We start from the raw sequence: 23,872 nt of genomic DNA, 5'->3' as shown, positions 1-23,872 counted from the left end.
ACTATAATCGCCCCCTTAATTTCAGATCCATGAAGTGTTCATTATCTGCAAAATAGTGTACAACCCTTTCCACTTGCATATAGTTTTGAATACTAGTATCGCCAATCCCGGGCAAATATACGATTACACTTGTCCCCGCTCTCACTCGTTTATCTCCTATGGCCTTTTTTATCTCAAGAGAGCGAGATTTTTTATTGTAGATTTCTAATAAGGTATTTGCCTTTACTTGAACATTGGTCTTCTCATTGATCTTTTCAAAATATTGTAGAAGCCCCCAATTGTTGATGCTATTACTATCCTTTGCGATATAAATATCCCTTTTCCCGGTAGATTCATTATCATAGGACAGTTTGATTTGGTTATATACTCCATCTAAACTCGTTACATATTCAAAATTCTCTGCAGCATTTTCCCCTACAACGAGATCAAGCATCATGGACTCCGCATTCCTTAACGCAAGTCTGCCATAATCGTCATAGAGTACATAGAGCTTCTTCGTGTTGTCAAATGTAAGACTCAAGGCGTCATAAATGATATCAAAGAAGGTTTCATTATCTCGCAGTCGTTGTTGAATAACATATCCGGTATCTTCAATCTCCCCTACTTCTAATTTCTGATCTGCGGCAATCATCTTGATTACATCTGAAGCCTTCTTATTAGTATATAGGTAGGTATCCTTGTATTTCAGGTATCGAAGCTGATCATAGGCGATCACGCTAATTAGCTGGTCCTTATCTCTTCGTTTATCCCATACAAAGCCAAAGAATACATTCTGTCCATCAACACGAAAGCGCACTGGATTTCCTTCTTGAAAATTGATTAAATCATCCTTTAATACTTTAAACTCAAGCTTTCCGGGAGCTCCTTGCCTTTCAGTGGTCCAGGTAATTCCGTCTTCTACTAAAGGCCTATAAACCTTACCTTGATTCTCAATGAGAAGTTCATACACCTTTATCACCCCAATCTTAATACTTGACCTACTCGGATTAAGCTCGGATTCTTGATACCATTTAACCCTGCTACTGACTTATACTGATTCCCATCTCCAAGCTCCCTTTTACAAATAGACCATAAGCTATCTCCAGCCTTTACCGTGTAACTCTTTGCAGGCTCCTTTGATGGTCTTTGGATTTCCACACTCATTATGATCTTCTCCTGCTGGGGTGTTGTTACCACATTTAATATCTCTGTTGCATAGGGCCTGTATTGTTTCAAGTCGATAGAAACCATAATATCTGACCCATTCTCAGCAGATTCTGTAATTTCGTAGGATTCCATACTCACAAGTATATTTGTATCAAAGAGTAGTTCTCCTGCGGGAGATAGTCTGGACACGATAAAACGAAAAGGCTTCTTTTCTACCTTCAACTTTTCAAAATGGCCTAAATAAAAAGATGGCTCCTTAAAGCCATTCTCATATACAGAAAAAGGATACCTTCTGCTTGGCAATAGTACAGTAAAACTAATATCTGTTAAGCCTTCTTTTTTCAAAATATTGATTTCTCCTAAATTCATCAGATCAAGAGTTTTGTTATTATTTTTAACTTTTAGGGTGAGTTTTGAAGGGGCCACCGGCAGCAATATGTCTTTCATATAAAAGCTATACACGATGATCCCCCTCTCCTTCTGACTCAATAGCTTCCGCTAGTCGTCTTTCAAACTCAGAGATAATGCCATCAACGTCTGCCGTCTCCCTGATATCACCAAAAGTATTTGTCAGCGTGACAGTCACATCCCTAAGGACCGTCCTGTCAATCACTTCCCTCTCTGCTAGATCCCTTAAATACTTTAGGTCTTCCTCAGAAATATTTAGACTATCCTTCATAGCTCCTGTATTCTCCGCTATTTCAGATATACCATCAAAAGCATTTTTTATGTCGTTCCATTTACTTCCTAAATTATCTCCTAAGTTATTTCCGAAACTGTAGCCCTTATTATATGCATTTGCATAACTGAATCTATCAAGATATAGCTTGCTTGAATCCATTCTAGGAATTTTGATTTTTGCCTCTCCTGCTATATCTCTTACAGCCCCACCTAGGGAAGATCTCAATCCTCCTACTAAGCTTGCAAGATTAAAACCAAAGATTGCATCAATGGCCTTAGCAATGCCTTGGAGTATTCCAAGAATGGTGTCAGCCATACTAGCAAACAACCGAACAACCGAACCAATCGGGTCATTGAAAACATTGGCAAGAAATTCTGCAACTGATGCAATTACATTCCAAATAGCAGCCACCACATCAATAACCAAGTTAGAAAATCCAACAAGCAAGTTTCCAATGAAAGCTATCGCAACCATGAAAGCTGCTGCAATAACACCTGTTGCACTAATCGACTTCCCTGTGAGCTTATTTACTGCTGCCACTACCGCATAGATTAGTGCAATAAAAAGAACAATAGCAATAGCCCATATTGCGATAGGATTTAATGCCATTACAGCGTTAAAGGCTGCTTGCGCCGCAGTCCATGCCTTTGTAGCCAATTCCGCTCCTTTTGTAATTGTCAAATAAATCAAAGTAGCCGCCGCTATACCCAGTATGATTGGTTCGATAATTGACCAATTATTCGCAAGAATATTTATAAACTGTAATAGTGGTTGTGAATACATTAGCACTCTATTTACAATAGACGTCCATACTTGCCCCCATGTCATGGGTAGTTTGGCAAATCGTTCATTTGTTTCATCTGCCACAGCAAACATAGCATTTTTTATGATATCAGACGTTATGGCCCCTTCCCTAGACATTTCCCTTAACTCACCTGTGGTCATGCCCATATATTCTGCAATGGATTTTGCAAGCATTGGGGCGTTCTCCATGATAGACCTAAATTCGTCCCCCTGGAGCCTTCCTGCAGCCATAGCCTGTGTGAGCTGATACATGGCAGAGGTTTGTTCTTGGATAGAAGCCCCGCCGATTTTAAATTGCTTATTCATAAGTTCAGCAAATGCCACCATTTCTTGATTACTAGAAAAAGCTTCTCCGGCAAGGATCCCAAGCTTTGCCACTACATTGGCTGTATCAATGTAGGAGCTTCTAGACTTTTGGGCAGATTGGAAGATCATCTGCTGAAGCTCTTCGGTGGTTTGCAACCCATCATTCATTAAATCAAGCCTTGCCGTTGTAGAAACCATTTGGTCAGAGGCATTAATAATTTTCTTGAAACTGAATGCAGCCCCCATTGACATAGCTATATTCTTGAATCTACTTAATAATCCATTGGCAGCAGCCTCTCCATTTCGGATATCATTATTAAATCTTTGTTGTGCATTGCTGGACTCACGAATTTCTTTCTCTATTTCATTAAAAGCTATTTCAGCTTTGTTCAGTTCTGCCCTTGCGGCTTGTATCGAAGATATGTCTACGACATTGCTGGATGCTCTTTGTACTGCTTCAAAGCTAGATAATACCATGTTTAATGCACTATTCATATTCTTTAAGGCTGGGGTCATGCCATTATATAATTGAATAGATGTTCTAATTGTTGCCAAAATATCACCACCCAATAAAAAACACCTATCAAATTGATAAGTGCTTTTTGCCTATTAATCTAAGTAGGTTAAATCAAAAGTTACTTTTATTTCGTCAATCGTTTTATTTTTTCCGTCCATTAAACTACACCAAACATCGGCTACTTTATCCGATACTGGCTGAAATCTCAAAGAAACACCTGTATCGGCAACTAATTTTGTCCGGTTAGGGTCATATTTAATGTTTAACATTTTAAGTATAGACTTTTTTGTGGAAAATTTAATGCTTTCTGCATTGTCATCAAAATATTTGTCTGAGCGAATATTCATTCTTACTACCATATCATTGATCACTAAAAATTCATAATTGTCATAATAATAACTTGTTGTTGGGAATTTTCCTTTGCTGGTTGTGAAATTCCATTCTTCTTTGCTTATAGGTTCCCCCATAATCGCTATAAGTTCTTCAGGAGTTATTTTTGCAAACTGATTTACATCTATAAGTATCTCTGTTTCTTTTTGGACTGTGGTTAATACGCCAGACTTTCCTACAAAAGTTATAACCGCTCCTAAAAATAATAGAACTACAATAATTTTCATAGCCCGTCCTTTTTTCTTTTTCATACTTAATCCCCCTCCTTTTTCCAACATTATACAATAAATTCAAGAGGGGTTTCAACCTCATTTCTTAGTTCTTACCCTTTTCTTTATCTCTTTTGCTTCTTTTTCATCTCGTTCAGTCTTAATCTGTATAAAAGCAATGATAGCAGACTTCTCTTTTCTTTCTAGACCTAAATACTGGGAGGGGAGCATCCTTAGCTTATGAAAGCAATAATAAGCATAATTCGCATCAGCATCCCCACCCAAAACTAGTTTTTTACTTCATCAACCAAATCTTCCATTGAAGTTTCAAAGCCATTAATCTCTTGAATCTTTTTCAAATAATCAGCATACTCTCCTGGCAGCAACATCTTTTTAAGCAGGTTATCCGCTCCCATTACTTTATAACTATCTTGTAAAGATGCATCATTAAGATTTGGATATACAGTACATGCAACCGCAAGCATTCCCAAGTATTTATTGAAATCTATCTCTTGAGTAAATACATTTTTCTTACCAGGTACCGGTACCTTTCTAGTACATAATTTTCGTATCGCTTCGTCTTCATCACTGGTTATAGCTTTTATTTCCCATTCAATAGGTTTCCCATTCTCCGTAAACCTTTTAGATACAACATATTTGATAGTTTCATTTTGGGCTATATTTTCAGCAAAAAATGCACTCAATCCACTCATTTTTTTCATCCTCTCCTAAAATATTAGGAGCCTCCACAATGGGGCTCCTGTTCTTATGCCTGCATTCCTTCAAGCATTTTAAATTTCTCAGGAATTTCAAAATCATCGAAGGTAAAATCGAAATCTTCTTCTAAATAATCTGCATCGGCATCTAGTTTTGTCAATATACCTCCATCAATATTGCAATTCTTCAAAATTACTGTTTGTCTCCCAATAGTAGACGTAGGATCTTCATTGGTAACCTGAATATCAAAATAAAAATCCTGTCCAGTTTTAGCATAGCGATATAATAACTCTCTAAAGATAGATGTATTATAGTGAAAAGTGGCAGAACCAGAACCACTCCAACCAGTAGCCTTATTCCCCTTACCTGTTTTCCCCAGTATGGGGACTTCGACTTTGTTCTTTTCAATAACGGCCTCTAAATTGATGGCTTGCATAAAATTGTACCGATTACCTTCTATAATGATAAAACATTCAGCTAGGGAACCGCTGATGGCATCCCTTGAACTCATTATTTCAGCCATGCCCTACACTCCTTTCTTATTGAACTACCACAGTCATATAAAGTTTAGTCATTACACTTACCGGTGTGATATAGTCTGTGACCACCACAGACTTTTTATCCATTCCCTTCTCGACCACGATATCCTCGGCCTTGAAGTTTTCAATGGCGGCGATTTTTTGCATTTCATTGTGGTAATTCACCAAGTCATTCCAGAAGGCTATCCTTCCAGCTTCATTGTTCTGAACCTTTCCTAGGTATTTGATGTTAAAAAGCACCGCAATGTCATTACCTATCTGGTCTAACACCCTAATGACTTGATTATTGTTAAAATCTTCATTCTTATCTGCTGTATAGGATACAAAGGTATTAATATCATCTAAGACATTCACCTTATCTCCTACTCTGTGAAACATAAATTTTCCAGCTTTTAAGCCTTCTACCAGTGCAGACTGCTTATAGCCCACGTCTATAGTAAGTTCTCCATCATAGGTTTTATTGGTCAAAGACCGATTCACAGGGCACCCAGCTTCTTGCCCTGCTACCCAGTATACAAGAGATGCTTCGCTCTTCCCGTCGTCTAGCACCTTATTTTCCACAGAGATGATACCTTCAAAATCAGCTGCACTTTTCCTATACAGTACTGTTTGAAACTTTACGCCATGTTCATCGCGCATTCGCTTTGTAAACTGTACAAAGAGATCCTTAATTAAATCATCTGTACCCATATAAGCGAGAATATTGTAGCTATAGGATTCAATTTTATCCAAAAAGGTAGCATAAGCTTCTCCGTTGACTATTCCATTAGTTCCTCCAGTAAGATTCACCCCTGCAGTAGTTGTAAGAGCGCCGGTACCGCTAAAGGTTACAAAACCATTAGCTTGTAGATCCGCAATGGTAGCTACAGTCTGAGTATCTACTTTCTTAGTACCTACATAGGTACTCACATCAAATTTGCTGCTATCATCTACATTGGTTTCAATGACAATTTTAATGTCATTTCCTCTAACACCACCATACTTAGCAGTAGCTGTAAGATTCCCAGATGTGATTGTGGCTTTATCGCCACCCGAATTAATTCTGTAGATATGGGCTGTCTTAGCGCCTTTAAATAATTCTCTTAAGGGTTGCATCTGTGGGTCTGTATAAGCATATCCAAATAGATCAAAACTGTTCTTTTGGATATCTGCTCCTTCTATGGTCATCACTTCATTTTCTTGCCCCCAGTCTAGTTCTAGGGGTATGGCAACGTACCCTCTATCGCTCAGGGCAGCCGATGCTCTTGCGGCTGAAACGAAATTTATATAACTACCAGGCAATACCTTGTTTTGCACAAGCCATGTTCCGCCTCCTAATGCCATCCTACTTCACCCTCTTTTCTTTAAATTTTTGTACGGCTTTATCTACTTCCGATAAACTATATCTCATGTCATCTTTTAAGACCACATTAAGAATATCTCTTGAATGTGGTATCGTCTTACTTCTTAAGATTTGCTCTTTACTAAAGGTTACTTCTGACTTCTCTATAGCTTCTGAATTCCCGTTTTTCTTTTTTGCCAAATATATCACCTCTTTATATAACTACTTTGAGTTATATCATCCATGTATTCCTGTGGAGTTTCAGGTTTTAAAACATAGCTGTTATATTGTATAAAGAAATGTAGTACTCCATTAACAACTTCAGCATTCATACCTGTTCCCCTAGTCAAGTTTCCATCTACTGTAATATACTCCAACTCGGAGAATAATTGATCTGTGATGCTTTCACATTGTTCTGCTTCTGCTCCATTCTCTGAAGGGAAAAAATGAATATCGAATGGATATGTTCTTTGATATCTCCTGCCTAATATCTGTGTTTGGGAAGGGTTTAAGGTCTTAATAAAAAAAGCAGGCGGTTTTAATCCCTGCTTGATTTCTTCGGTATAAATTCTATATTCATCTCCAAATAAGACATTAAGCTTTTGACTAATACCAACTTTTATCTTATCAATCACCTTTAAACACCTCCCCTAGATACTTCATGAGCGCCTTTTCAATGATCTTTGGTGCCTCTCTCTCCAGTTCCTGCTCTGATATAGTCATCATAAACCTACCGGGGACCCATCCTTGGTGGTTGGCTGTTCTATGGCCAAATTCTACATAAGCAGCATAGTACACAGGATTGAATACCTCAATTTCGTACACATCACCTATTTTAGTGACATTACCTACTGTCCACTCCCGCCTAAGCGTTCCTCCAACTTTTCCCGTATTTGAAGGATACTGGCCTACTGGAGTTCTTCTTATAACCCTCGCCAGCATCCTGGCGGCCAGTTCCTTTACCATCTTCTCATTAAACTGGTCCATCTCTGCTTTCTCAAACCTCTCCAATCTCTTTTGAAGGTTTTGGAGTTGTCTAAAATCTACCTTTCCCCACCTAGCCACTATGCCCACCCCTTAAATAGTTTTAGATTAATCTCTTGATGGGTTGGATATATGGCCGGCTCTCCCGAACATTCATAGGCTTTGGTAGTGCCATTTTGATTGATTACCAGCTTACTGCCCGCCTTAATCTCCACTTCCGAGGCAATAAAAAGCTTGATGGTTTGAGAAACTTCATGGGCTGACTCAGTGGATTTGGTAGTTGAAATATTGTCATAGGATAGTCTACAAGGTTGATTTTCAAGGACGATTACCTCTTCATGCTTGGTAATTTTGCTGACGGGATCTTTCACTTCTTTATATTCCACAATACTGCAGTGCCCCGTATAAGTGGATTCTATACTCTTTCTGGCCAATGCAAAGACATTCATACTACCACTTTACCTTTCTAAAAGGAGCAAGATCGGTCTCAAATCCATTTAACAATTCCCTGGTCCTATCTTTACTGGCATTAGACTCAAAGGAAGTAGTGGTATCCCCCACAGTAATGGATTTAACAGTAGATCCGTGTTCTTCACTCCCCAGATTTTCAATTCTGTACAACTTAATGGCAATGGCCAATATCACATCATTGAGTCCTGATGGGATCTCAATAATATTGCAATAGTTTTTCACGGCACTTTCTGCCCTATCTAGGACAAATTGTAGTATGGCATCTTTTAAACTATCTGTAATACCAAGTAGTAACTTCAATTGATCTAGCTGCGACATTTGCTCTCACCTACTTTTTATTATTCGGTGTAGGTTTCTTACTCTTTTCCTCTGTACCTTCAACTTGCGCAAAGTCAACTTCTGGCTTTTTAGTGTTCTTTTCATTTACCAACACATGTTTTCTCAATTTCTCTACCCTTCTTTCAAAAGCCGTCTTCATAATTTTACCTCCTTAAAAATTAGAAGGGCCCCCTAAGGCCCTTCCACTAACCAATTTTGAACATGAATTTCACAATACGAATAGCCTTTGGCTCATACACTCTTGTCCAGTTGGCCCCATTCTCCAACTCAGAAAAAGTTGGGAAAGTACCAGCCACATTAGTCTCAGTCCATTTTACACCCCTAGGATGCAGAATAGACAATCTTCTGTTTACTAGGATGTCCTCACCAGCAAGTGATAATCCTTTTCTTACCACTTCTGTTTGTTGAATATCTGGATGACTACCATTCCCCCAAGCAATAGCCCCTTGCCCGAATAGATAAGCTTCTGCGGCACCTGTTACGGTATCAAAGGTCATGGCATCGTCAACAATGACTCTCTTGCCCATAAATATTGGAATTCTAATCTTCCCTGTAGAGTCTTCCTTGTATTCAATTAAATCGTTCTTTGCAAGGTAGGCCTCTACAGCACTATGCATCATCACACCAGTGAGCAGATCCTTGGCATCCCCCATTTTTTGAGTTGCATCAATAAAAGTTCTCCCGCTAATCAAAGATGCATCTCCCGTTTGGCCTGTAATATCATGGACCTTATCCACCATATTAGCGGCTCCAAACACCCCATCCAGTATAGAAAGTAACATCTGTTGATATTGCCTACTCCAGTATGCACTGAACAAATCAGCTATAGCTTTCATGGGATCGTCCCCGGACAACATAGCCGATAGTGCATTGGCTCCATAAGACTTAACCCATGCCATCTTCCTAGCCACATCTTTGTTAGCTGTTATTTTCCCCGGGGTCGTTTCTCCAGTGTCTTCCATTACTTCTGGCTCCCCGGTTAAATCATCCCAAAATGGCATATTAATTAAGGTGTTGGGCCCTCCTGCTAATTTGTCAAATTCGCTATTGTTTTCAGCAATGCCGCTCTGGATAAGAGCTGATAATTCCATAGTTCTTTGAATAGTATAGGGAGTGAAAATTTCTGGTTGAATAACATCTTGAATTCTTGTAGTCATAATCTACTCTCTCCTTTAATTTTTATTTTCCAGCAACAGCCTTCAACTTCGCCGCTAATTCTGGATTTTCTCTCAAGATTTTGCCCTGCTCGGTTAGATTAAAATGTTCCTTGGACCAAGGATTGTTCCTATAATCCGAATCCGAAGGATCATGCTTTTTATTTGGATCTCTACCCTTTAGAGTATCTTCGCCAAATAAATAAGACTCCTTTTCTTTAAGAGCCTTTAACTGTTCATCCAATCCGATTAAATTATCTCCATCTAGATTAACCTTATCTAAATCCAGCAGTGCTCTTACCGCCTTTACATTCTTAGCTTTTTCATCCTTTAGCTTAAGCTCAATAGCTGTCTCTTTTTTAAGCGCTGCCATCTTTGCTTCATACTCTTCTTTTGTTTGCTTGTTCAAATTCTCAAGCTCAACAATCTTAGCTGTTAGTTCCTCATTCCCCTGAACCTTTACTTTTAATTCTTTGAGCTGTTTATCCCTTTCCTCTAGTTGGGATTTAAGTTCTTTCCTTTCTTCGTTTATCTCATCAAATTTGGCTTTTGGGAAATAGCTTCCATCGTTTATCACAGCCACTTCTAAGTCCTTGCCATCTGGGCCTTTACCCTTTAAAGCCGCTGCAATCTGGTTATATAGTTCTTCTCCCAATAATTCTTTCAAATTCATTCTTATTACCTCCTGCTTAGTTTTTTTAAGGTGTCACCCTCCACCCTTGCGGTCTTGTTTCTTTTTACCCTAACAATGCTAAAAAAGGGCAATATAAAAAGCCTGCTTTCACGGCATAATAAAAGCACCTACCGTTTGACAAGGTGCTTTTATTAATTGTAGTTCCAGTTTTTGGTTATTTCTAATGCCTGTTCTTCCGTTATCTCATCATATTCCCAATCTTCGCCAATAAAAATTCGGCACTGTTCGGGATCTGGCTTCCAATCTCTACTTATAGGGTCATACCGTTCAAAATTTCCACCAATAAAGCGGTAGAGTCTCGTAGCCGTACGGTTTTGTTCGTTATACCCATATGCGAAATAAAAATTTTCAGGCAATGTTATCACATCCTCACTTAATTTTTTCAATATCCTTCGGCTTTGTCAACTTTGACGACAAAGTGAACATCTCTTTGACTAGCTCGAATTTTCGTTCCGGTGTTGTACTATCTAACCGGTATTCTTCGTAAAGCTTGTGCAACTTTCCGTTTTTCAGTTCGAAACTCTCCGGTGTGTGGAACTGCACTTCAAACTTCTGCCCCTCTGGACTAACAAATATACCGTTAATTCCTTTATATGGATTGCGTTTGTCACTCCAAGTATTTTTAAGCTTGTGCCTCAAATATCCTTTAGCCTCCATCTCTCGGGTCACGGCAGTAAAAGCATCCACCAACTTATCACCGTCTGCCTGATATGTGTATCGAATCACGTCATTCGTGTTTGCGATTGTATCATCGATAATTTTTGAGTCCAAACTATTCTTACTGTCGGAATTAACCTTTCGCATATATGACTCTTTGCTCTTAAGTCGATACTCTAGCCCAACCATTTCAACTTCGGTAGACTTAGATATATCCTGCAAGTCAGCTGTAATTTTCGGCTCGTGGGCGACAATCTTTTCATAGGCATTCAACTTTTGGTAATCGCCCTTAATTTTATTCCATCTTTCAATATTATTATACTTTAGCTCCTGGAATTTATCAAATGACTTTGGAACATCATCCCCTAGAATTCTCCTATATTTCTTATGTTGTTTCCTATCGGTTGCTTCATTTCGGATTTTCTTTTGCATCATTTGAGCTTCTTTCTGCCCATATCTCTCCACAACATATTTTTTGTACCACTCTTTATAAGTCATGTTAGCAGGTACCGAATATGTTGTCCCATCTACACCTCTTGCAAATCTTTCAGTATAATTATCCTCAAAGTAAGGTACTGTTACCGTCCTGCACCAGGGATGAAAGGGTGGTGCCGTTTCTCCCGAGGCATAATGTTTCATATCAAGAATTTTTCCATCAAGTTCTTGGCAGATTTCAGATGTGCGATTATCAAGCATTGCCACAATTTCATATTTTTCAATACCAAGCTCCTCATAAGCCCTTCTTTGCCCCTCTGCCGCAAAATACGCTGATTCAGTCATCACAAGCCTTCCTGCCTGCTTTCTGGACACATCAAACTTTTTGCTGATATGGGCTATAGCCCTATCAGGAGCATCCCCACGGATAAAAGATTGTGCCAAACTAGTATGCAGCTCTGATATTAGTTGTTGTCTATTGTCCCATATTCTATCAGAAAAATTTTTCCCATCAATAGTCCAAGGTTTTGATAATATCATATCGATAGTTCTTTCATTAAGAGTTGCAAAAGACATTTCGACACCAAAGCCTGTCTGCGCTTCATAGATGGTATGATAATATCCATCTGTTACAATTTCCTTTGCCAGATTCTGCATGCCTTTATCTTGTTTAGTAGCCAGCAATTCAACTCTATGCCTCATTTGTAGCATCATTGCCTCTAGCCTAGTAATATGGGCCCTAGCAGAAGCATTCTCGAGTTCTTTTAACCATTGCTGACCAATAGCATTCTTTCTGCCCATTTGGATATACTTCTGGACTGTCCACTTAAATTCTTCCAGCTCCAAATTTTTCAAAAGCCGCTTAGCCTCAGAGAGTGAAATTTGATTATTGGCTGCCAATCGCCTAAGCCACAACTCAATTTCTTTTTCAATTTCTTTTATGGCCCTACGATATTCCCTATCCATATCAGCGATATAAGCCTCACCTTTGCTTAAGAGGGCAACATTTAACTGAACAAAACGCTCTCGCCAATATTTATCAGTTGGTTTACTCATTTACGCCACCATCTTTTGCTTTTCCTAGGCTATCATATCCACCCAACAGATCCATAGCATCTTTTTCTTGCTTCTTAATTCTGTCTAATTCTTCAGCCACATCTTCTACCCATGGATGATTCGCAACAATGGTCTTATCGGATATAACTCCCTTAGATTGAGATGCTATTTGCACATCCTCAAGGTCATTTGTGATCATAGTACGTCTAAAAGTCACCTGTACCGTGGCACTGTCATACTTTTTCCTGTCCAATATATTTATGTACTCCGTGGTAAACCACAGTAACCTTTTAATGGCCTTTCTAAACTTCCTTTCCATGATAGACGCCTTAAAATCCAACAATGAATACATAAACTTTAAGGCCACGCCACTGGGGTTATTCCCGAATTTATCGGTTTTCATGTTCACACCCTGACCGAAAAGGAAGATGTTCTCTTCTGTTCGGTCCAACATCTCCTTCTTGGCCTCAATAGGAATGTTAAGTTCCAGCTTATCCACTCCGCTACCTGGCTCTCCACTAACTTTGATTACTTTATAAAATCTTAGATTTTCGCTAAACTCTTCAAGGCGGGTACCCTCATACCCTTTCAGTATGGTAATGATCTCCTGCACTTCTGATAGATTATTGGCTAAATCAGATACATTCAGATCATAATTGTCTATGAGTTCTTTATAATACTTTAGATCGCTATTTCTTTCTTCGTTGTTTGGAAACTCTATAAAAGGCACCTTTCCCCAGCCATAGCCTTTGTCATTGTAGTAAAAATGGCTATCTGGATTATTACTTTCTGTGTCATCCAGAACAAATACACCATTCTCATCCTCAATATAGAAAGTTACATTTTCCCTAGTCCACCATTCTACTCTAATTCTATTTTTCCCATTGACCTCTACCGGATAGTATCTAAGTATGGCCTCGAGATTCTCTTGAAGGCTGGTATCATAGATTGGTATAATTTCCTCGGCTGGGATGATAATAAATTTAAACTTACCTTCTGGATTGATATACACATGAAGCCATTCTGTACCTTTATTGGAACTATTCTTGGCTAGCTCAGCAAGGCTATCGTCCCATTCCTCCCCTAACAGCAAATTAATTTTTTTCTCGTACAATTTGTCTTCAGCCTGAAAAACAACAGGTTTTCCAACTAAATAAGATACCTTCTGGTCAACCAGCATTTTATGCCAGTTATGAGGTATCTTGTAATTTGGTTTTGTATAATCCTCTAGTTTATAGCCATCTTTATAGTAATACTGTTTTCTGTTTCGTATATCATTTCCATTATGATAATATCGGTGGCCCTCTATCATTTCTTTCGTATCATGGTTATTGATCAAATCTCTTATAATGTTTGAATCATTTATGTTAGATTCGTTTATGAGTTTTTGGTTAATGAGTTCTGCCCATGTTATCAAATGTATTCACCTGCCTTTACTTCAAAAATTCTATCGATTCCTTGCCAAAGACTATGGTATTTACAAAATAGCGATCACTGTCCATGCAGTGGTCATTCTGTTTGACCGGTTTGTCCTCTCCGCGCTCCGCAGCCTTAGAATCCCAAATATATGAAAAAAATTCGCGAAACGTATTAACGCAACAGTCGTTGAAAAATATTAATCCGTTACTTAGTGCCGTAGCAACATTCCTTATTCCATCTATTACATCATTTTTAGCTTGTTTTACCTTAAACTTACCATGTTTCTTAATACACGCAATAAAAGAAGCCGCGCTCGGATCCACGATTACAGCTTTAACTTTTATATCTCCTATGAATTTTTTAAGCTCAGCATAAAATTCTTCATCCGTCTTCTGCCTTGACTGCTCTCGGCCAGAATAATAATACTCCTTAATCTTGTACCATTTGCCTTGATATTTTCCCCATAAGCCAAATGTGGTTGGGTTTTGGGTGCCGTAATCAACTGACACATAATACTCGGTATATGATCGTTCAATAGTTGGCACCTTATGGATATCCTCATTGAACATATCATAAATAAGTCCTTCGGCCATTACCCAAAGGCCAAGGATATAGCGTTTAAAAAACACACCAGAGAACATTTTTCTATACCTTTCTTTTACCGCCTCAGATAAACTTAAATTGTCATCCATGGTAAAATGAAGGTATATAATGTCCTTTTCTTTTCTTTTGTCAATCCAGTTTAATTTGAACCAATGATAAGGTCCTGCCGGATTGCAGTTGAACCAATACTTTGAGCCTTCAACCGAACAGCGACCTGTCGCTTGATTCACAAATGATTCCGGCATTAAAGCTACTTCATCGAAGAATACTCCCGCAAGGGTAATTCCTTGGATAAGATCCTGGGATCTTTCATCTTTCCCGCCGAAAATATAAAAATAATTAACCTTACCATTTCTTTTAACAATGACAAGGTTATCACTTCGTTTGTCTTCAACTTTATAGCCTCTAGCTTTCAGCATGAGTTTCAACCAAAACAGAACATTTCGCCTAAAGGATCCTATAGTTTTACCGCACATTCCAAAATTTTTTTGATCAAAGATTTCCATGGCCCACAGTACAAAAGATAATGACATTGAAAGAGTCTTTCCTGATCTTATAGCTCCATCTGCTATAATGCCATTTTTATCTTTTACAGGAGAGTTAGGAAGCCACCATGTAAGAATTTTCTTTTGTTTTTTTGAAAAAGGCTTAAATTTGAAAGGTGCTTTATTCTGCTTCATCGTCCCACACCTCTCCTATTTCTCCCTTTAATGCATCCATGAAACCATCGTCTTCACTATAGCCATCTTCCCCATGGACTTTAAGTTTTTCAAGTTCAAGCCTTTCTCTCTTCAATTGTAATTCGATGTCTGTTTTATATTTGTAAAACTCTAATTTTTCCTTTTCAATCTGTATCTTTTCTGTTTCTGTTGCGATAGAAGCTTTTGTTTCTATCAGTCGCCTTAATTGATCCATACAGGCTAATATCCCTGCTTCTCTTTCCTGCTCTGTTATCTCTCTTTCTATTCTTGTACCAAAGACATTGTATACAATTAATCTGTCCCTATTGAGCAGCCTGGCAATCTTCAACCTCAAAAGTCTTATTTCCTCGTCTATATTTGCCGATGCAGTCATTTGTTCATATATCGCCTTTTCCTCATCAGATAAAAATCCTGCATATATGCTCTGATATGCCCCATGTTTTAAAGCATTTAAATTTCCTGCTGGTGCGGCTCCTCCTGAATTGCCAACTGCATTTTTGTTACCTTTTGGAGCTCCTCTTTTTTTGTGCGCACACTTTTTATTTTTCTCTTCTTTTGTGTGCACACTTTTTCTGTCCCAATTATATCTTTGTTTCCACGATTTTATCGTGTTGAGTGTCACGCCATACTTTTCTGCTAAGTCTTTATATTTCATGCCTTTTAGATAATCGGCTTTGGCCAGTTCTTTTGTATCCGGGGCTCTTATATCTGCCACTCTCACCACCTCGACGCCATATGCTTTTGAGTTTGTTTTGGGAATGAAAAAAGAGCCGTTTGGCTCTCTGAACTAGTTTTTACTCTTCTATATATTGTTCTTCTTTTCCTATTATATTCAACGTACTAGCAACCGCATTGACAGAAAAGCATTGATATAAGTTATACAAAAAACATTTCATCTCAATCATAGAATTTATAATTATTAAAAAATATATGCTAACTAAAATGCTCGCAATAATGCTATTAGTCTGAGTATCAAAATAAGGCAGTTGCCAATCGCTTGGTATATTATCAAATATAAGAATTAATATAAAGTTTATAATAATAATTGATAAATACGTTATTGCTAATATAAAGAAAAACAAATTATATTTTTTAAACATACTTGCTTTACCTTCTTCATGTAGTAGCAATTGTTTTAATGTGTTTCCGCTAACTAATGCTTGGAATAATGCATATCCTGTAAATAATATCGCTAATAAAGCTACTATCAAAGCATTAGCTCTGTCAATTATTCTAATAATTCTCTCTATAGTGTTATCAGAAAAACCAATATTTATTGCAGGTATTGAACAAATAAGCAATAAAATCAATAACAGAAAAACTCGTCTTTTCGAAAATTTTATCTCCCCAATAGATCTTTTAAGCACAGCATTAAATGTTTCTTCCGCTAGTAAATCTTTTAGGTTTTCTTTAAGTTGGTGCTTTTGGGATTGATTCATACCAATCATCCTTTATTATTTAAAATCATCTCTAACTTTTTTGATTTTGTTTAAATTTTCCAAATATATTACCTTGTGATTTTCGCTGCTTTCTTTTATTTCTTTCCTTTCCTTAATCCTAGTTAATATTTCATAGATATTATATTCAAAATCTTCATCTTCGCTTATCTCCACATCTATTTTTTCTGTAAAAGAATCACTTTTTAATACTTTTTTATCTCCATTCGGCAATGTTACTTTTACAGTTGGCTCAACTGTTCCCCCTGTTTCACTAATTAGTTGAGCAACATAGCTGCGATTTTTCGGCGTGTTAGCAACAAAATTTCCTGTTTTGCTACCCATAAAATCAATTTGATCCCGCAAAGAATTAAATAATCTACCTACGGGCATATCACCATTTAAAGGATAAAATTTCATTATCAAGGTATTTATTTGTTTCACCTCTTGGAGTTGTTCAATGATTGTTTGCTGAGAAGGAATGCTAACCACATGAACATTTGCATAAGGCAATTTATTTTCTTTTTGTCTGTTTCTATTTATTTCTTTAATATATTCATTTATCACATAATTTATGGTAGCGCCAAAACTACGGATATCAGGACTACCTTTTTGATTTCGCACAAGAACCATTCTATGATTTTTTAGAAAAATCAAAAATATAGAATATGGATCGGAATTATATTTTTCATTAATTCGTATTAAACCTTTCCCTTCCTTATAAATTGATTTTACTTCTAACTTTGTACTCTTAATCAATAATCCTACCAAAACAAATTCGTCTTTTTGATATTCAATTACCTTGACCTCATCAAAAAAGTAATAATCATTTTCCGAAGGCTTTCTTTTAATATCTCCGTTAAGTGCAGGGTAAATAATTTTATCAAAGTAGTCAAGCATTGGTCTATCATCTTTACCAAAAGTACAATTGAAATTTGCTACAACTAAATCTTTCATAGTTTTCATACAATCCCCCTCCTTGCTTCAAATTTCGTCAAGAAAGGAAATAATCCTTCATATTTTGTTCGTCAAATCATGAGTTATTTTGACATATAATGACATTTATAAAGTGTATAAAATCATAAATTAATCCGTTGTGCTAGTAATCCCCCCATAACAAAAGCAGCCGGGAAAGGAGGATGATCTCGTGATCCCGACTGCTTTGATATAATCTTTTCATATTATCATAATATCATACATTTTCAAAATGCGGGTTCACAAAAAGTTCACTCTTATAATGTCTTTCTAATATCCGCAGATTTTTTCTTTGCCCAACTCTCGCTAATATGTAATTCTTCAGCTATAGCCTTTAAGGGTTTTCCTTCACATATACGCTTATACGCTATCTGGGATTCTAAGCTGCTCATTGATTTTAACTTTTTATTCCACTCCCGCAGTGTTCGTTTTTTGTCCTGGATTATTGCTGTTATAATTGCAATTCTATTACACAACGAATGATTCTTTTCCAAATACACTTCAGGGGAGTAACTAAATTTCATCCTTTCCAAAGCATATAATTCTCTTTTAAGGTCATCCAGTCTTAACTTATAACACTCTATTTCAACTTTCAAATCCCTATAGTTTGTAAAGATGTTCATGCCCAATATCCCCACCTGTCTATTCAGATTTCATTGTTCTCTCTAGCAGTGTATCTGGTTTCGATGCACTGGCCACTATATATCCATCAACCAGATGTACTAGTGAGTTGGCAGCCCTCCCCATGGTACAATCGATCAATTTGTTCCTATCCGCCGCATGTTGTCTCTGGCGCCTTAGCGGTGCTGATTCTATCCCCGTAATGGCAAGTATTTTGCTGGCCTCAACATAATTCCCATAGCCCACATGTATCATCATAACGTACACCTCCTCTATTATCTTTAAATTTCTCTGTTAAAGCGAAGCTCTGGGTCCCTTGTTAACCTCCCGATAAGGATTACTTGATTCATACCTACTCACCTTTTCTTTCTGCTTCGATTTGCCTCTCAATGATGCCTAGCTCCAGTTTGGTTTGATATATCTTTTGAAGGCAGCTCTCATACATCGTTTCAGCTATATCTCTCTTCATTTTGAGGTCTGCAATTTCTTCTTTGCCCCTAACCAGGTCAGAAATAATGGTCACTGGGATACCTTCATCTCTGAGTTTTAATATTTCTTTAGCCACCGCTATTCGATAATTTTTCTCTGTTTCTGCTTTTTCAATTCCTCTTTTCTTCAATATGCCTATGGCTTTCGTCAGAGTCTTTCTCTGCTCATCTAGTTCTTTCACTAAATCTTGCATATAATCCCCCCCTCAGGGACTCACTCCTATTCGTCATTGTCTTCTAATTCATCATCTTCCCTTTCGATGTCATAAATACTCAGCTGCTCCACAAGCTTGGGCGGAAATCTCCATTGAAAATCTTGCTCTAGGATATTCGGAATATCAGCCTTTGTTGTATCCCAATCCCTTCCCAACGTATGAGGAATATGCCCTGTGAGCTTCTCTGTAGGCTTTAGTATGCTGCCATCAGGATGGATCCTCAAAAGCTCTCTGTATATATGCACTATCAGTTGATTATGGCTCATTTGATCTATGTAGCAAGCCTTAAATTCCATTAAATAACTATATCCTAGAAAATCACTGGCGAAAGCATTTATCTTTTTAATCTCGACAGGAGTCGGTTGTTTCTTATTCCCTTTGCTAGCTGCGTCTTGGATATATATGATTAGCCGCTGCATTTCTTCAAGATGCCCCAATGTTGGCTCAAATTTTTTAATGATTTTCTCAACAATCGGAGCGTAATAATGTGTTTTAATAACCTTGCTGCTGGTAAGCATTCCCATATCAAGATGCTTCACAATTTTCATTGTGGTGTCTGCTCTCTTTGGAAATACAAGATGATATCCATTCGCATTTTCACTGACTTCTACGTTCCCAGTTTCTGTATCAACAATTTGAATCCGCTTCATATTGCTTCCCCCTTCTCTATTGATTGGATAATGATTTCTACTCTCGGCTGCTCTGAGTAGTATTTTCCAACTCTAGCCTCTACAATTTGACTATCATCCCTGTATGCCAATGTATTCAAGGCATCGGTCACGGTTTTAACCAAATTATCAATATCTGGCTTTTTTGTTGGTCGGATCTCTTCACGAATCATGGCAGCCTGCTTCTTTTTGGGAGCTGATTTTGGTATAGAGAAATATGCTTTCAGCTCAAGGAATAGTTCTCCTTCCATGGGTGGTTCATTATGCTGCAGGACATAGATCTCCTTGACCAATGTCTCATAGTTTTTAGTTTTCTTTGGCGTATATGTGGTCCCGGTTTTCAGAACACGAGGCCTACCCTTTGCCACTGGTTCCCCAGGAATTGTTAGTCTGATCATCTCTATCCCCTCCTAACTCTTATTTCGTATTTTCCTCATAAAGCGTATTATCCTTGTAATGTTCATTAACCGATTTTCAGATACTCTTCAAAAGTGTTAGCTGTTCCGCTATGCCAAATAAATTTATTATTAACCCAACGTTGCATTTTTTTAATAAGCTTTGGTGCCTTTTGCTTGTCATAGATCATAACGTAAGGGTCATAATCTAATTCTCTAAGCTTGTAAATTCGTTCTAAATCCTGTTCTATTTGAGTGTTGAAATTGGTTAATACATAAACTCTTAATCTTCTATTATTGAAGTTTAATTTTGCTCTAAACTCTTTTAATTTCTCATAGGTTTTAAATTCGTAATTATCCCAAGCAAAATGTATCATCTTGATTTTAAGTTTATTTATCATATTAACCTTTTCATCTGTCATTAGCCTTATATCTAACCCTTGTGTGAAGTCAATCCATGCTTTACTATCTACAAGCTGCTGTAATAGGCTTATACTGTCATTACAGGCTAATAAATTAGGGTCTAATAACTTTATTTCCTTTTGTCCGTTCCAAAAGTCTTTAAGGTCTGCCACCTGATAGCTTTTAAGTCCTTCCTTTTCTCCTACAATGCAGAAATTACAACCTCTTGGGCAACCTCTAGTCAAATATCCGTATGCTGTATCTTTGATGTTATACAAGCTATAATCAGGGTAAATATTTTCTGCTTCATCAGGTAGTTTATTTTTTAAATCGTAGCCTGTGCCACCTCTGATTATTTCATCAGCATTTATTACAGTTTCAAAATCAGGTGTAAAGGTAAACACTTTGCTCATATATACTCTGTCATAACTACTCATTGGAAAGAACATCTCAACCTGATCTCCCTTTGACTTATGCAAGGCTGATAACTTCATTAATGCAAGATTGGGAAAGTTATGCCCATCAACATCAATTAAACCTACCTTCATTCCATCACCCCCTTGTGGCACATAATCCTCATTTTGCGCCACCTACGGTCGCTCTAATATGAATCCTTCTAATATTTCTTTTGTGGTTGGAAATACTCCCATTCGCTTTAGTTGGGCAAGATAATGATTTAAACCGTTAATAATTTGCAAATAATGTCCATAGTATTTCTCGATTTCCTCCCTAGTTCTTGCCGGATCATCGATCCACTTTTCAGCATTTCTATATCGCTTTAACAGCGCATTATATTTTTGTTTTAAGTCGCCCATTTGATATCACCCTCTATTTCATCCCATGGCAGTTCAGTCTGTTCTACCTCATAGAAACCTTCAATTTCACTTTTCCCATATTCCCAACCATATTTTTTATTAGGTCCTTCTATATCTCTTTCTTGATAGAATCGTTTTGAAAAGGCGTCAAATTTCAACCCTACTTCTTCATCCTGGGTCCCATTGATCCGATTTTTGAAGATTTGTACCAAGTTGTCTAGCCCATGGTATTCCTCTTTTTCTTTTTCCTTTTGAGAAAGTCTATGGACCGCAAGTACATTGTCAGCTCTATTGGTTATATCTCCGCTACCACTCACATCCATCTTAGTCAGCTTTCCAAAAGCCTTTCTCGGATGTGCTACAAGATGCACATGGGCATCAAATCGTTTTGCAAAGGAGATTACATTTCCTACGAAAGCTGACTGGCCCCTGTAAAAATCATTGTCCACTCTTTCGAATTCTGTTGTCATCAGGTTATCCACAAGAAACACTTTGCAATTATATCTCCTGGCTGCATATTCGAATATCTTGAAGAGGTCTTTTTCTGTAGCTATGCCATTTGTAGAATCATATAGAAAAAATTTATCTTCGTACCATTGGCTGATCTTCTTTACAACCTCCTTATTTAGTTTCGGTACATATTCATTTTTAATAGTATCAAATACTCTATCCAGATTCTTGGGTCCAGAAGCCTGCAAATCTATCCAGTATTTGAAAAATGATGCTGGCAGTTCTCCAGAATAGGCGCAAACTTTATATCCTTGATCGATAGCCGCCAGTAATTCCTGGCCTAAAAAAGTTGATTTACCACTGGAATTTATCCCTGTCCATATGCTGACTTGCCCCATCATATAGCCGCCCAAAACCTCATTGACACCTTCAATACTGGATTTTACCTTTTCAATTTTTGAGTAATCCAGCTGTCTAACATTAGCCAATCGAATTATACCGGCAACTGGTACCTCTTTTGCATTTTCCACAGCCTTCTTGACGCTCTCCTTGCCTTCCTTGTAGAGATGGACATTGGCATCTTTGTATTTGCTACGCACTGTATAACAGCGCCATTCTCCCAACTTGCCAATCAGTTTCTTCTCCATCTCTTGGCCTGCTTCGTCGTTGTCCGCCCATATGATGATTTTGTTGAATTGTTGCAGCCAATCCCAATTATTTTCAACACAGGTGAGGTCTTGCGTTCCGCTGGGTACTGATACCACATTTTCTACTCCGGCTTCATCCAATGCTAGGGCATCCATTTCACCTTCGCAAATTACCAATGGCTTGCTTGGATTACAGTCATCCATTCCCCAGAATACCGATTTACCTCCGGCCTCTCTCCAACTCTTATTTTCTCCTGGATTAGGCTTTCTAGGAAGTTTATATTTAACAAGTACCAATTCACCATTCTCGTAGTATGGAAAGACAATATTCCCTTTTTCCTCAGATACTTTTCTCCGCTCCCATGTTTCTCTACTGATACCGCGAAGTTTCAAGTATTCAGCTACTCTATTCCCAATCGGTTTTAATTCCGTCTGGGGTTTTTTATATGCTTTCTTTGGCGGAAGTCTTCTTTCATAATCCTCTCCAGAATCTGCTTCTTCTCCGAAATCCTTGCATAACTGATAGAAGGTTCCTGTTTTGCCGCAGCTACCACGAAGGCAATTAAAAATCAATTTCTCTGTGTTCAGCGCAAAAGTATATTTATCGTTATGCCGTCCTCCACCACAGTAAGGACACTTAACCGGTTGAATTTCATTTCCACTTATCTTGTATGGATATAAATGTTTATCAGCAAACTGAAATGGATTCATCGTCTCACCTTCACTTTAGGTTCGTCTTCTACATCGGGCAGATCACAATTATTCTTTTTTAGGCATTTCCTCCATTCCACACATTTTTGAAAAGCCGTATTGATTTGGCTTCGCGGATTAGACTTTTTATCTAGTGGATGATCCAGCTTGTATAATGCATAGTCTTCTATCGCCGCTATAGGATCAACCATCGGATATCGTTCAACCAGACGCTCAAACATTTCAATATCTTTTTCTAAATCCAGAGGGTAATGATTGATTTTTTTTAAGACATTAACAAACTTTTCTTGCTCCGGCGACATAATAATAATACTTTTCTTTTCTTTACTTTTCTTTTCTTTACTTTGTGGGGTTTCTCTCTTGTTTTCTTCTACGGTTTCTGCGTCAGAAATTTCTTGTTTATTTTCATACTTTTCCTGCTTTTCCTGATATCTAAGCCGCATTTTTTCGCGCTTCTCAACAACTACACCAGCTCGTTTTTTAATGCCCTTACTTGTGATAACACCCCTTTCTTCATAAGCATCTTTATCAAAACAATTCCACTTTAATGCTGTTTGAAATATCTGTTCAAATCTTTCTACAGTTACTAGTGCTTTTTTAGCAAGTATCTTGAAAGTTTCTTCCCTGGTTTCTGCGTCAGAAATATCAATCTCGAAGTTAGGCGTTCTATATATCCTTTCTAGCAAAATAAAGTAGAAAGCATATCCGTCATTCCCATATAAAGCTCTTAGTGCTTCGATTTTTTCATCATTTACTGCATCCGTATCATGCGGGAAATAATCCATTCCTTCTTTTTGCGGCCTTGCCATTTTTTTCACCTGCCTTTTAAAAGAAACGGAGAGGAGCTTATGCTCCGGCTCCATTAGTGGGTTACATGCATAATAATTAAGATGCTTGTCAATATT

The 23,872-nt window shown here is 37.7% G+C and carries 31 protein-coding genes; all 31 read right to left on the bottom strand.

Going from position 1 to position 23,872, the window contains the following annotated elements:
• Position 1: 1 nt before the first annotated feature.
• The 31 genes from AN619_RS01325 to AN619_RS01175 all read right to left on the bottom strand — a co-directional run bounded on the left by AN619_RS01325 (position 2) and on the right by AN619_RS01175 (position 23,776).
• A complete protein-coding gene (locus tag AN619_RS01325) occupies positions 2-949 on the bottom strand; it encodes an XkdQ/YqbQ family protein (protein WP_068554325.1) in 948 nt (315 codons plus the stop codon).
• A gap of 5 nt (positions 950-954) precedes the next feature.
• Entirely contained in the window at positions 955-1,608 is a 654-nt protein-coding gene (locus AN619_RS01320; RefSeq protein ID WP_157064863.1) for a LysM peptidoglycan-binding domain-containing protein, read from the bottom strand.
• The gene (locus AN619_RS01315) at positions 1,601-3,493 is read right to left on the bottom strand and encodes a tape measure protein (protein ID WP_068554317.1); all 1,893 of its coding nucleotides are present in this window, start codon (positions 3,491-3,493) and stop codon (positions 1,601-1,603) included. Before AN619_RS01315 ends, AN619_RS01320 begins: the two co-directional genes overlap by 8 nt.
• Before the next feature lie 54 nt (positions 3,494-3,547).
• The gene (locus AN619_RS01310) at positions 3,548-4,096 is read right to left on the bottom strand and encodes a hypothetical protein (RefSeq protein WP_068554315.1); all 549 of its coding nucleotides are present in this window, start codon (positions 4,094-4,096) and stop codon (positions 3,548-3,550) included.
• 245 nt (positions 4,097-4,341) lie between these two features.
• Positions 4,342-4,767: a phage tail assembly chaperone gene (locus AN619_RS01300; protein WP_068554309.1), complete on the bottom strand. Its 426-nt coding sequence runs from the start codon at positions 4,765-4,767 to the stop codon at positions 4,342-4,344.
• Between the two features lie 53 nt (positions 4,768-4,820).
• Positions 4,821-5,294: a phage tail tube protein gene (locus tag AN619_RS01295; RefSeq protein ID WP_068554307.1), complete on the bottom strand. Its 474-nt coding sequence runs from the start codon at positions 5,292-5,294 to the stop codon at positions 4,821-4,823.
• A 16-nt stretch (positions 5,295-5,310) separates the two neighbouring features.
• On the bottom strand, positions 5,311-6,633 hold the full coding sequence (locus tag AN619_RS01290) for a phage tail sheath family protein (RefSeq protein ID WP_068554305.1): 1,323 nt from the start codon (positions 6,631-6,633) through the stop codon (positions 5,311-5,313).
• 1 nt (position 6,634) lies between these two features.
• Positions 6,635-6,832 (bottom strand): hypothetical protein, encoded by a 198-nt coding sequence (locus tag AN619_RS01285; RefSeq protein ID WP_068554303.1) that lies wholly within the window; start codon positions 6,830-6,832, stop codon positions 6,635-6,637.
• Between the two features lie 5 nt (positions 6,833-6,837).
• A complete protein-coding gene (locus AN619_RS01280) occupies positions 6,838-7,266 on the bottom strand; it encodes a phage tail terminator family protein (RefSeq protein WP_068554301.1) in 429 nt (142 codons plus the stop codon).
• Positions 7,259-7,696, bottom strand: coding sequence for an HK97 gp10 family phage protein (locus tag AN619_RS01275; protein ID WP_068554299.1), 438 nt, complete (start codon positions 7,694-7,696; stop codon positions 7,259-7,261). The genes AN619_RS01280 and AN619_RS01275 overlap by 8 nt, the downstream gene beginning before the upstream one ends.
• A complete protein-coding gene (locus AN619_RS01270) occupies positions 7,696-8,064 on the bottom strand; it encodes a hypothetical protein (RefSeq protein ID WP_068554297.1) in 369 nt (122 codons plus the stop codon). The genes AN619_RS01275 and AN619_RS01270 overlap by 1 nt, the downstream gene beginning before the upstream one ends.
• A gap of 1 nt (position 8,065) precedes the next feature.
• Positions 8,066-8,404, bottom strand: coding sequence for a phage head-tail connector protein (locus AN619_RS01265; protein ID WP_068554296.1), 339 nt, complete (start codon positions 8,402-8,404; stop codon positions 8,066-8,068).
• A gap of 10 nt (positions 8,405-8,414) precedes the next feature.
• Positions 8,415-8,564, bottom strand: a complete 150-nt coding sequence (locus tag AN619_RS15795; RefSeq protein ID WP_157064862.1) for a hypothetical protein — start codon at positions 8,562-8,564, stop codon at positions 8,415-8,417.
• A 46-nt stretch (positions 8,565-8,610) separates the two neighbouring features.
• Positions 8,611-9,582, bottom strand: coding sequence for a major capsid protein (locus AN619_RS01260; RefSeq protein WP_068554294.1), 972 nt, complete (start codon positions 9,580-9,582; stop codon positions 8,611-8,613).
• Between the two features lie 22 nt (positions 9,583-9,604).
• Complete coding sequence (locus tag AN619_RS01255) at positions 9,605-10,252, bottom strand: phage scaffolding protein (protein WP_068554292.1); 648 nt, start codon at positions 10,250-10,252, stop codon at positions 9,605-9,607.
• Positions 10,253-10,404: 152 nt separating this feature from the next.
• Positions 10,405-10,629 carry a hypothetical protein gene (locus AN619_RS01250; RefSeq protein ID WP_068554290.1) on the bottom strand — a complete coding sequence of 75 codons (225 nt, stop codon included), beginning with the start codon at positions 10,627-10,629 and terminating at the stop codon, positions 10,405-10,407.
• Positions 10,630-10,642: 13 nt separating this feature from the next.
• Entirely contained in the window at positions 10,643-12,421 is a 1,779-nt protein-coding gene (locus AN619_RS15475) for a minor capsid protein (protein ID WP_083524914.1), read from the bottom strand.
• Positions 12,414-13,838 (bottom strand): phage portal protein, encoded by a 1,425-nt coding sequence (locus tag AN619_RS01240; RefSeq protein WP_198153205.1) that lies wholly within the window; start codon positions 13,836-13,838, stop codon positions 12,414-12,416. The genes AN619_RS15475 and AN619_RS01240 overlap by 8 nt, the downstream gene beginning before the upstream one ends.
• 16 nt (positions 13,839-13,854) lie before the next feature.
• On the bottom strand, positions 13,855-15,123 hold the full coding sequence (locus AN619_RS01235) for a PBSX family phage terminase large subunit (protein ID WP_068554287.1): 1,269 nt from the start codon (positions 15,121-15,123) through the stop codon (positions 13,855-13,857).
• Positions 15,110-15,859, bottom strand: a complete 750-nt coding sequence (gene terS / locus AN619_RS01230) for a phage terminase small subunit (protein ID WP_068554285.1) — start codon at positions 15,857-15,859, stop codon at positions 15,110-15,112. The genes AN619_RS01235 and terS overlap by 14 nt, the downstream gene beginning before the upstream one ends.
• Before the next feature lie 79 nt (positions 15,860-15,938).
• Positions 15,939-16,583 (bottom strand): hypothetical protein, encoded by a 645-nt coding sequence (locus AN619_RS01225; protein ID WP_068554283.1) that lies wholly within the window; start codon positions 16,581-16,583, stop codon positions 15,939-15,941.
• 15 nt (positions 16,584-16,598) lie between these two features.
• Positions 16,599-17,546 carry a hypothetical protein gene (locus tag AN619_RS01220; RefSeq protein ID WP_068554279.1) on the bottom strand — a complete coding sequence of 316 codons (948 nt, stop codon included), beginning with the start codon at positions 17,544-17,546 and terminating at the stop codon, positions 16,599-16,601.
• A gap of 266 nt (positions 17,547-17,812) precedes the next feature.
• Positions 17,813-18,178 carry a hypothetical protein gene (locus AN619_RS01215; protein WP_068554277.1) on the bottom strand — a complete coding sequence of 122 codons (366 nt, stop codon included), beginning with the start codon at positions 18,176-18,178 and terminating at the stop codon, positions 17,813-17,815.
• 19 nt (positions 18,179-18,197) lie between these two features.
• Positions 18,198-18,434, bottom strand: coding sequence for a DUF370 domain-containing protein (locus tag AN619_RS01210; protein ID WP_068554275.1), 237 nt, complete (start codon positions 18,432-18,434; stop codon positions 18,198-18,200).
• Positions 18,435-18,528: 94 nt separating this feature from the next.
• Entirely contained in the window at positions 18,529-18,858 is a 330-nt protein-coding gene (locus tag AN619_RS01205; RefSeq protein ID WP_068554272.1) for a hypothetical protein, read from the bottom strand.
• Positions 18,859-18,884: 26 nt separating this feature from the next.
• Positions 18,885-19,529: a putative metallopeptidase gene (locus AN619_RS01200; protein WP_068554271.1), complete on the bottom strand. Its 645-nt coding sequence runs from the start codon at positions 19,527-19,529 to the stop codon at positions 18,885-18,887.
• Positions 19,526-19,945, bottom strand: a complete 420-nt coding sequence (locus tag AN619_RS01195) for a RusA family crossover junction endodeoxyribonuclease (RefSeq protein WP_068554269.1) — start codon at positions 19,943-19,945, stop codon at positions 19,526-19,528. Before AN619_RS01195 ends, AN619_RS01200 begins: the two co-directional genes overlap by 4 nt.
• Positions 19,946-20,010: 65 nt before the next feature.
• Positions 20,011-20,892 (bottom strand): radical SAM protein, encoded by an 882-nt coding sequence (locus tag AN619_RS01190; protein ID WP_068554267.1) that lies wholly within the window; start codon positions 20,890-20,892, stop codon positions 20,011-20,013.
• Between the two features lie 42 nt (positions 20,893-20,934).
• Positions 20,935-21,159 carry a hypothetical protein gene (locus tag AN619_RS01185; RefSeq protein WP_068554265.1) on the bottom strand — a complete coding sequence of 75 codons (225 nt, stop codon included), beginning with the start codon at positions 21,157-21,159 and terminating at the stop codon, positions 20,935-20,937.
• The gene (locus AN619_RS01180) at positions 21,147-22,967 is read right to left on the bottom strand and encodes a toprim domain-containing protein (RefSeq protein ID WP_068554263.1); all 1,821 of its coding nucleotides are present in this window, start codon (positions 22,965-22,967) and stop codon (positions 21,147-21,149) included. Before AN619_RS01180 ends, AN619_RS01185 begins: the two co-directional genes overlap by 13 nt.
• A complete protein-coding gene (locus tag AN619_RS01175; RefSeq protein ID WP_068554261.1) occupies positions 22,964-23,776 on the bottom strand; it encodes a DUF4373 domain-containing protein in 813 nt (270 codons plus the stop codon). Before AN619_RS01175 ends, AN619_RS01180 begins: the two co-directional genes overlap by 4 nt.
• Positions 23,777-23,872 lie beyond the last annotated feature (96 nt).

The sequence above is a fragment of the Thermotalea metallivorans genome (assembly GCF_001562415.1).
Taxonomy (GTDB): Bacteria; Bacillota; Clostridia; order Peptostreptococcales; family Thermotaleaceae; genus Thermotalea; species Thermotalea metallivorans.
This window is presented reverse-complemented; position numbering and strand designations above follow the sequence as displayed.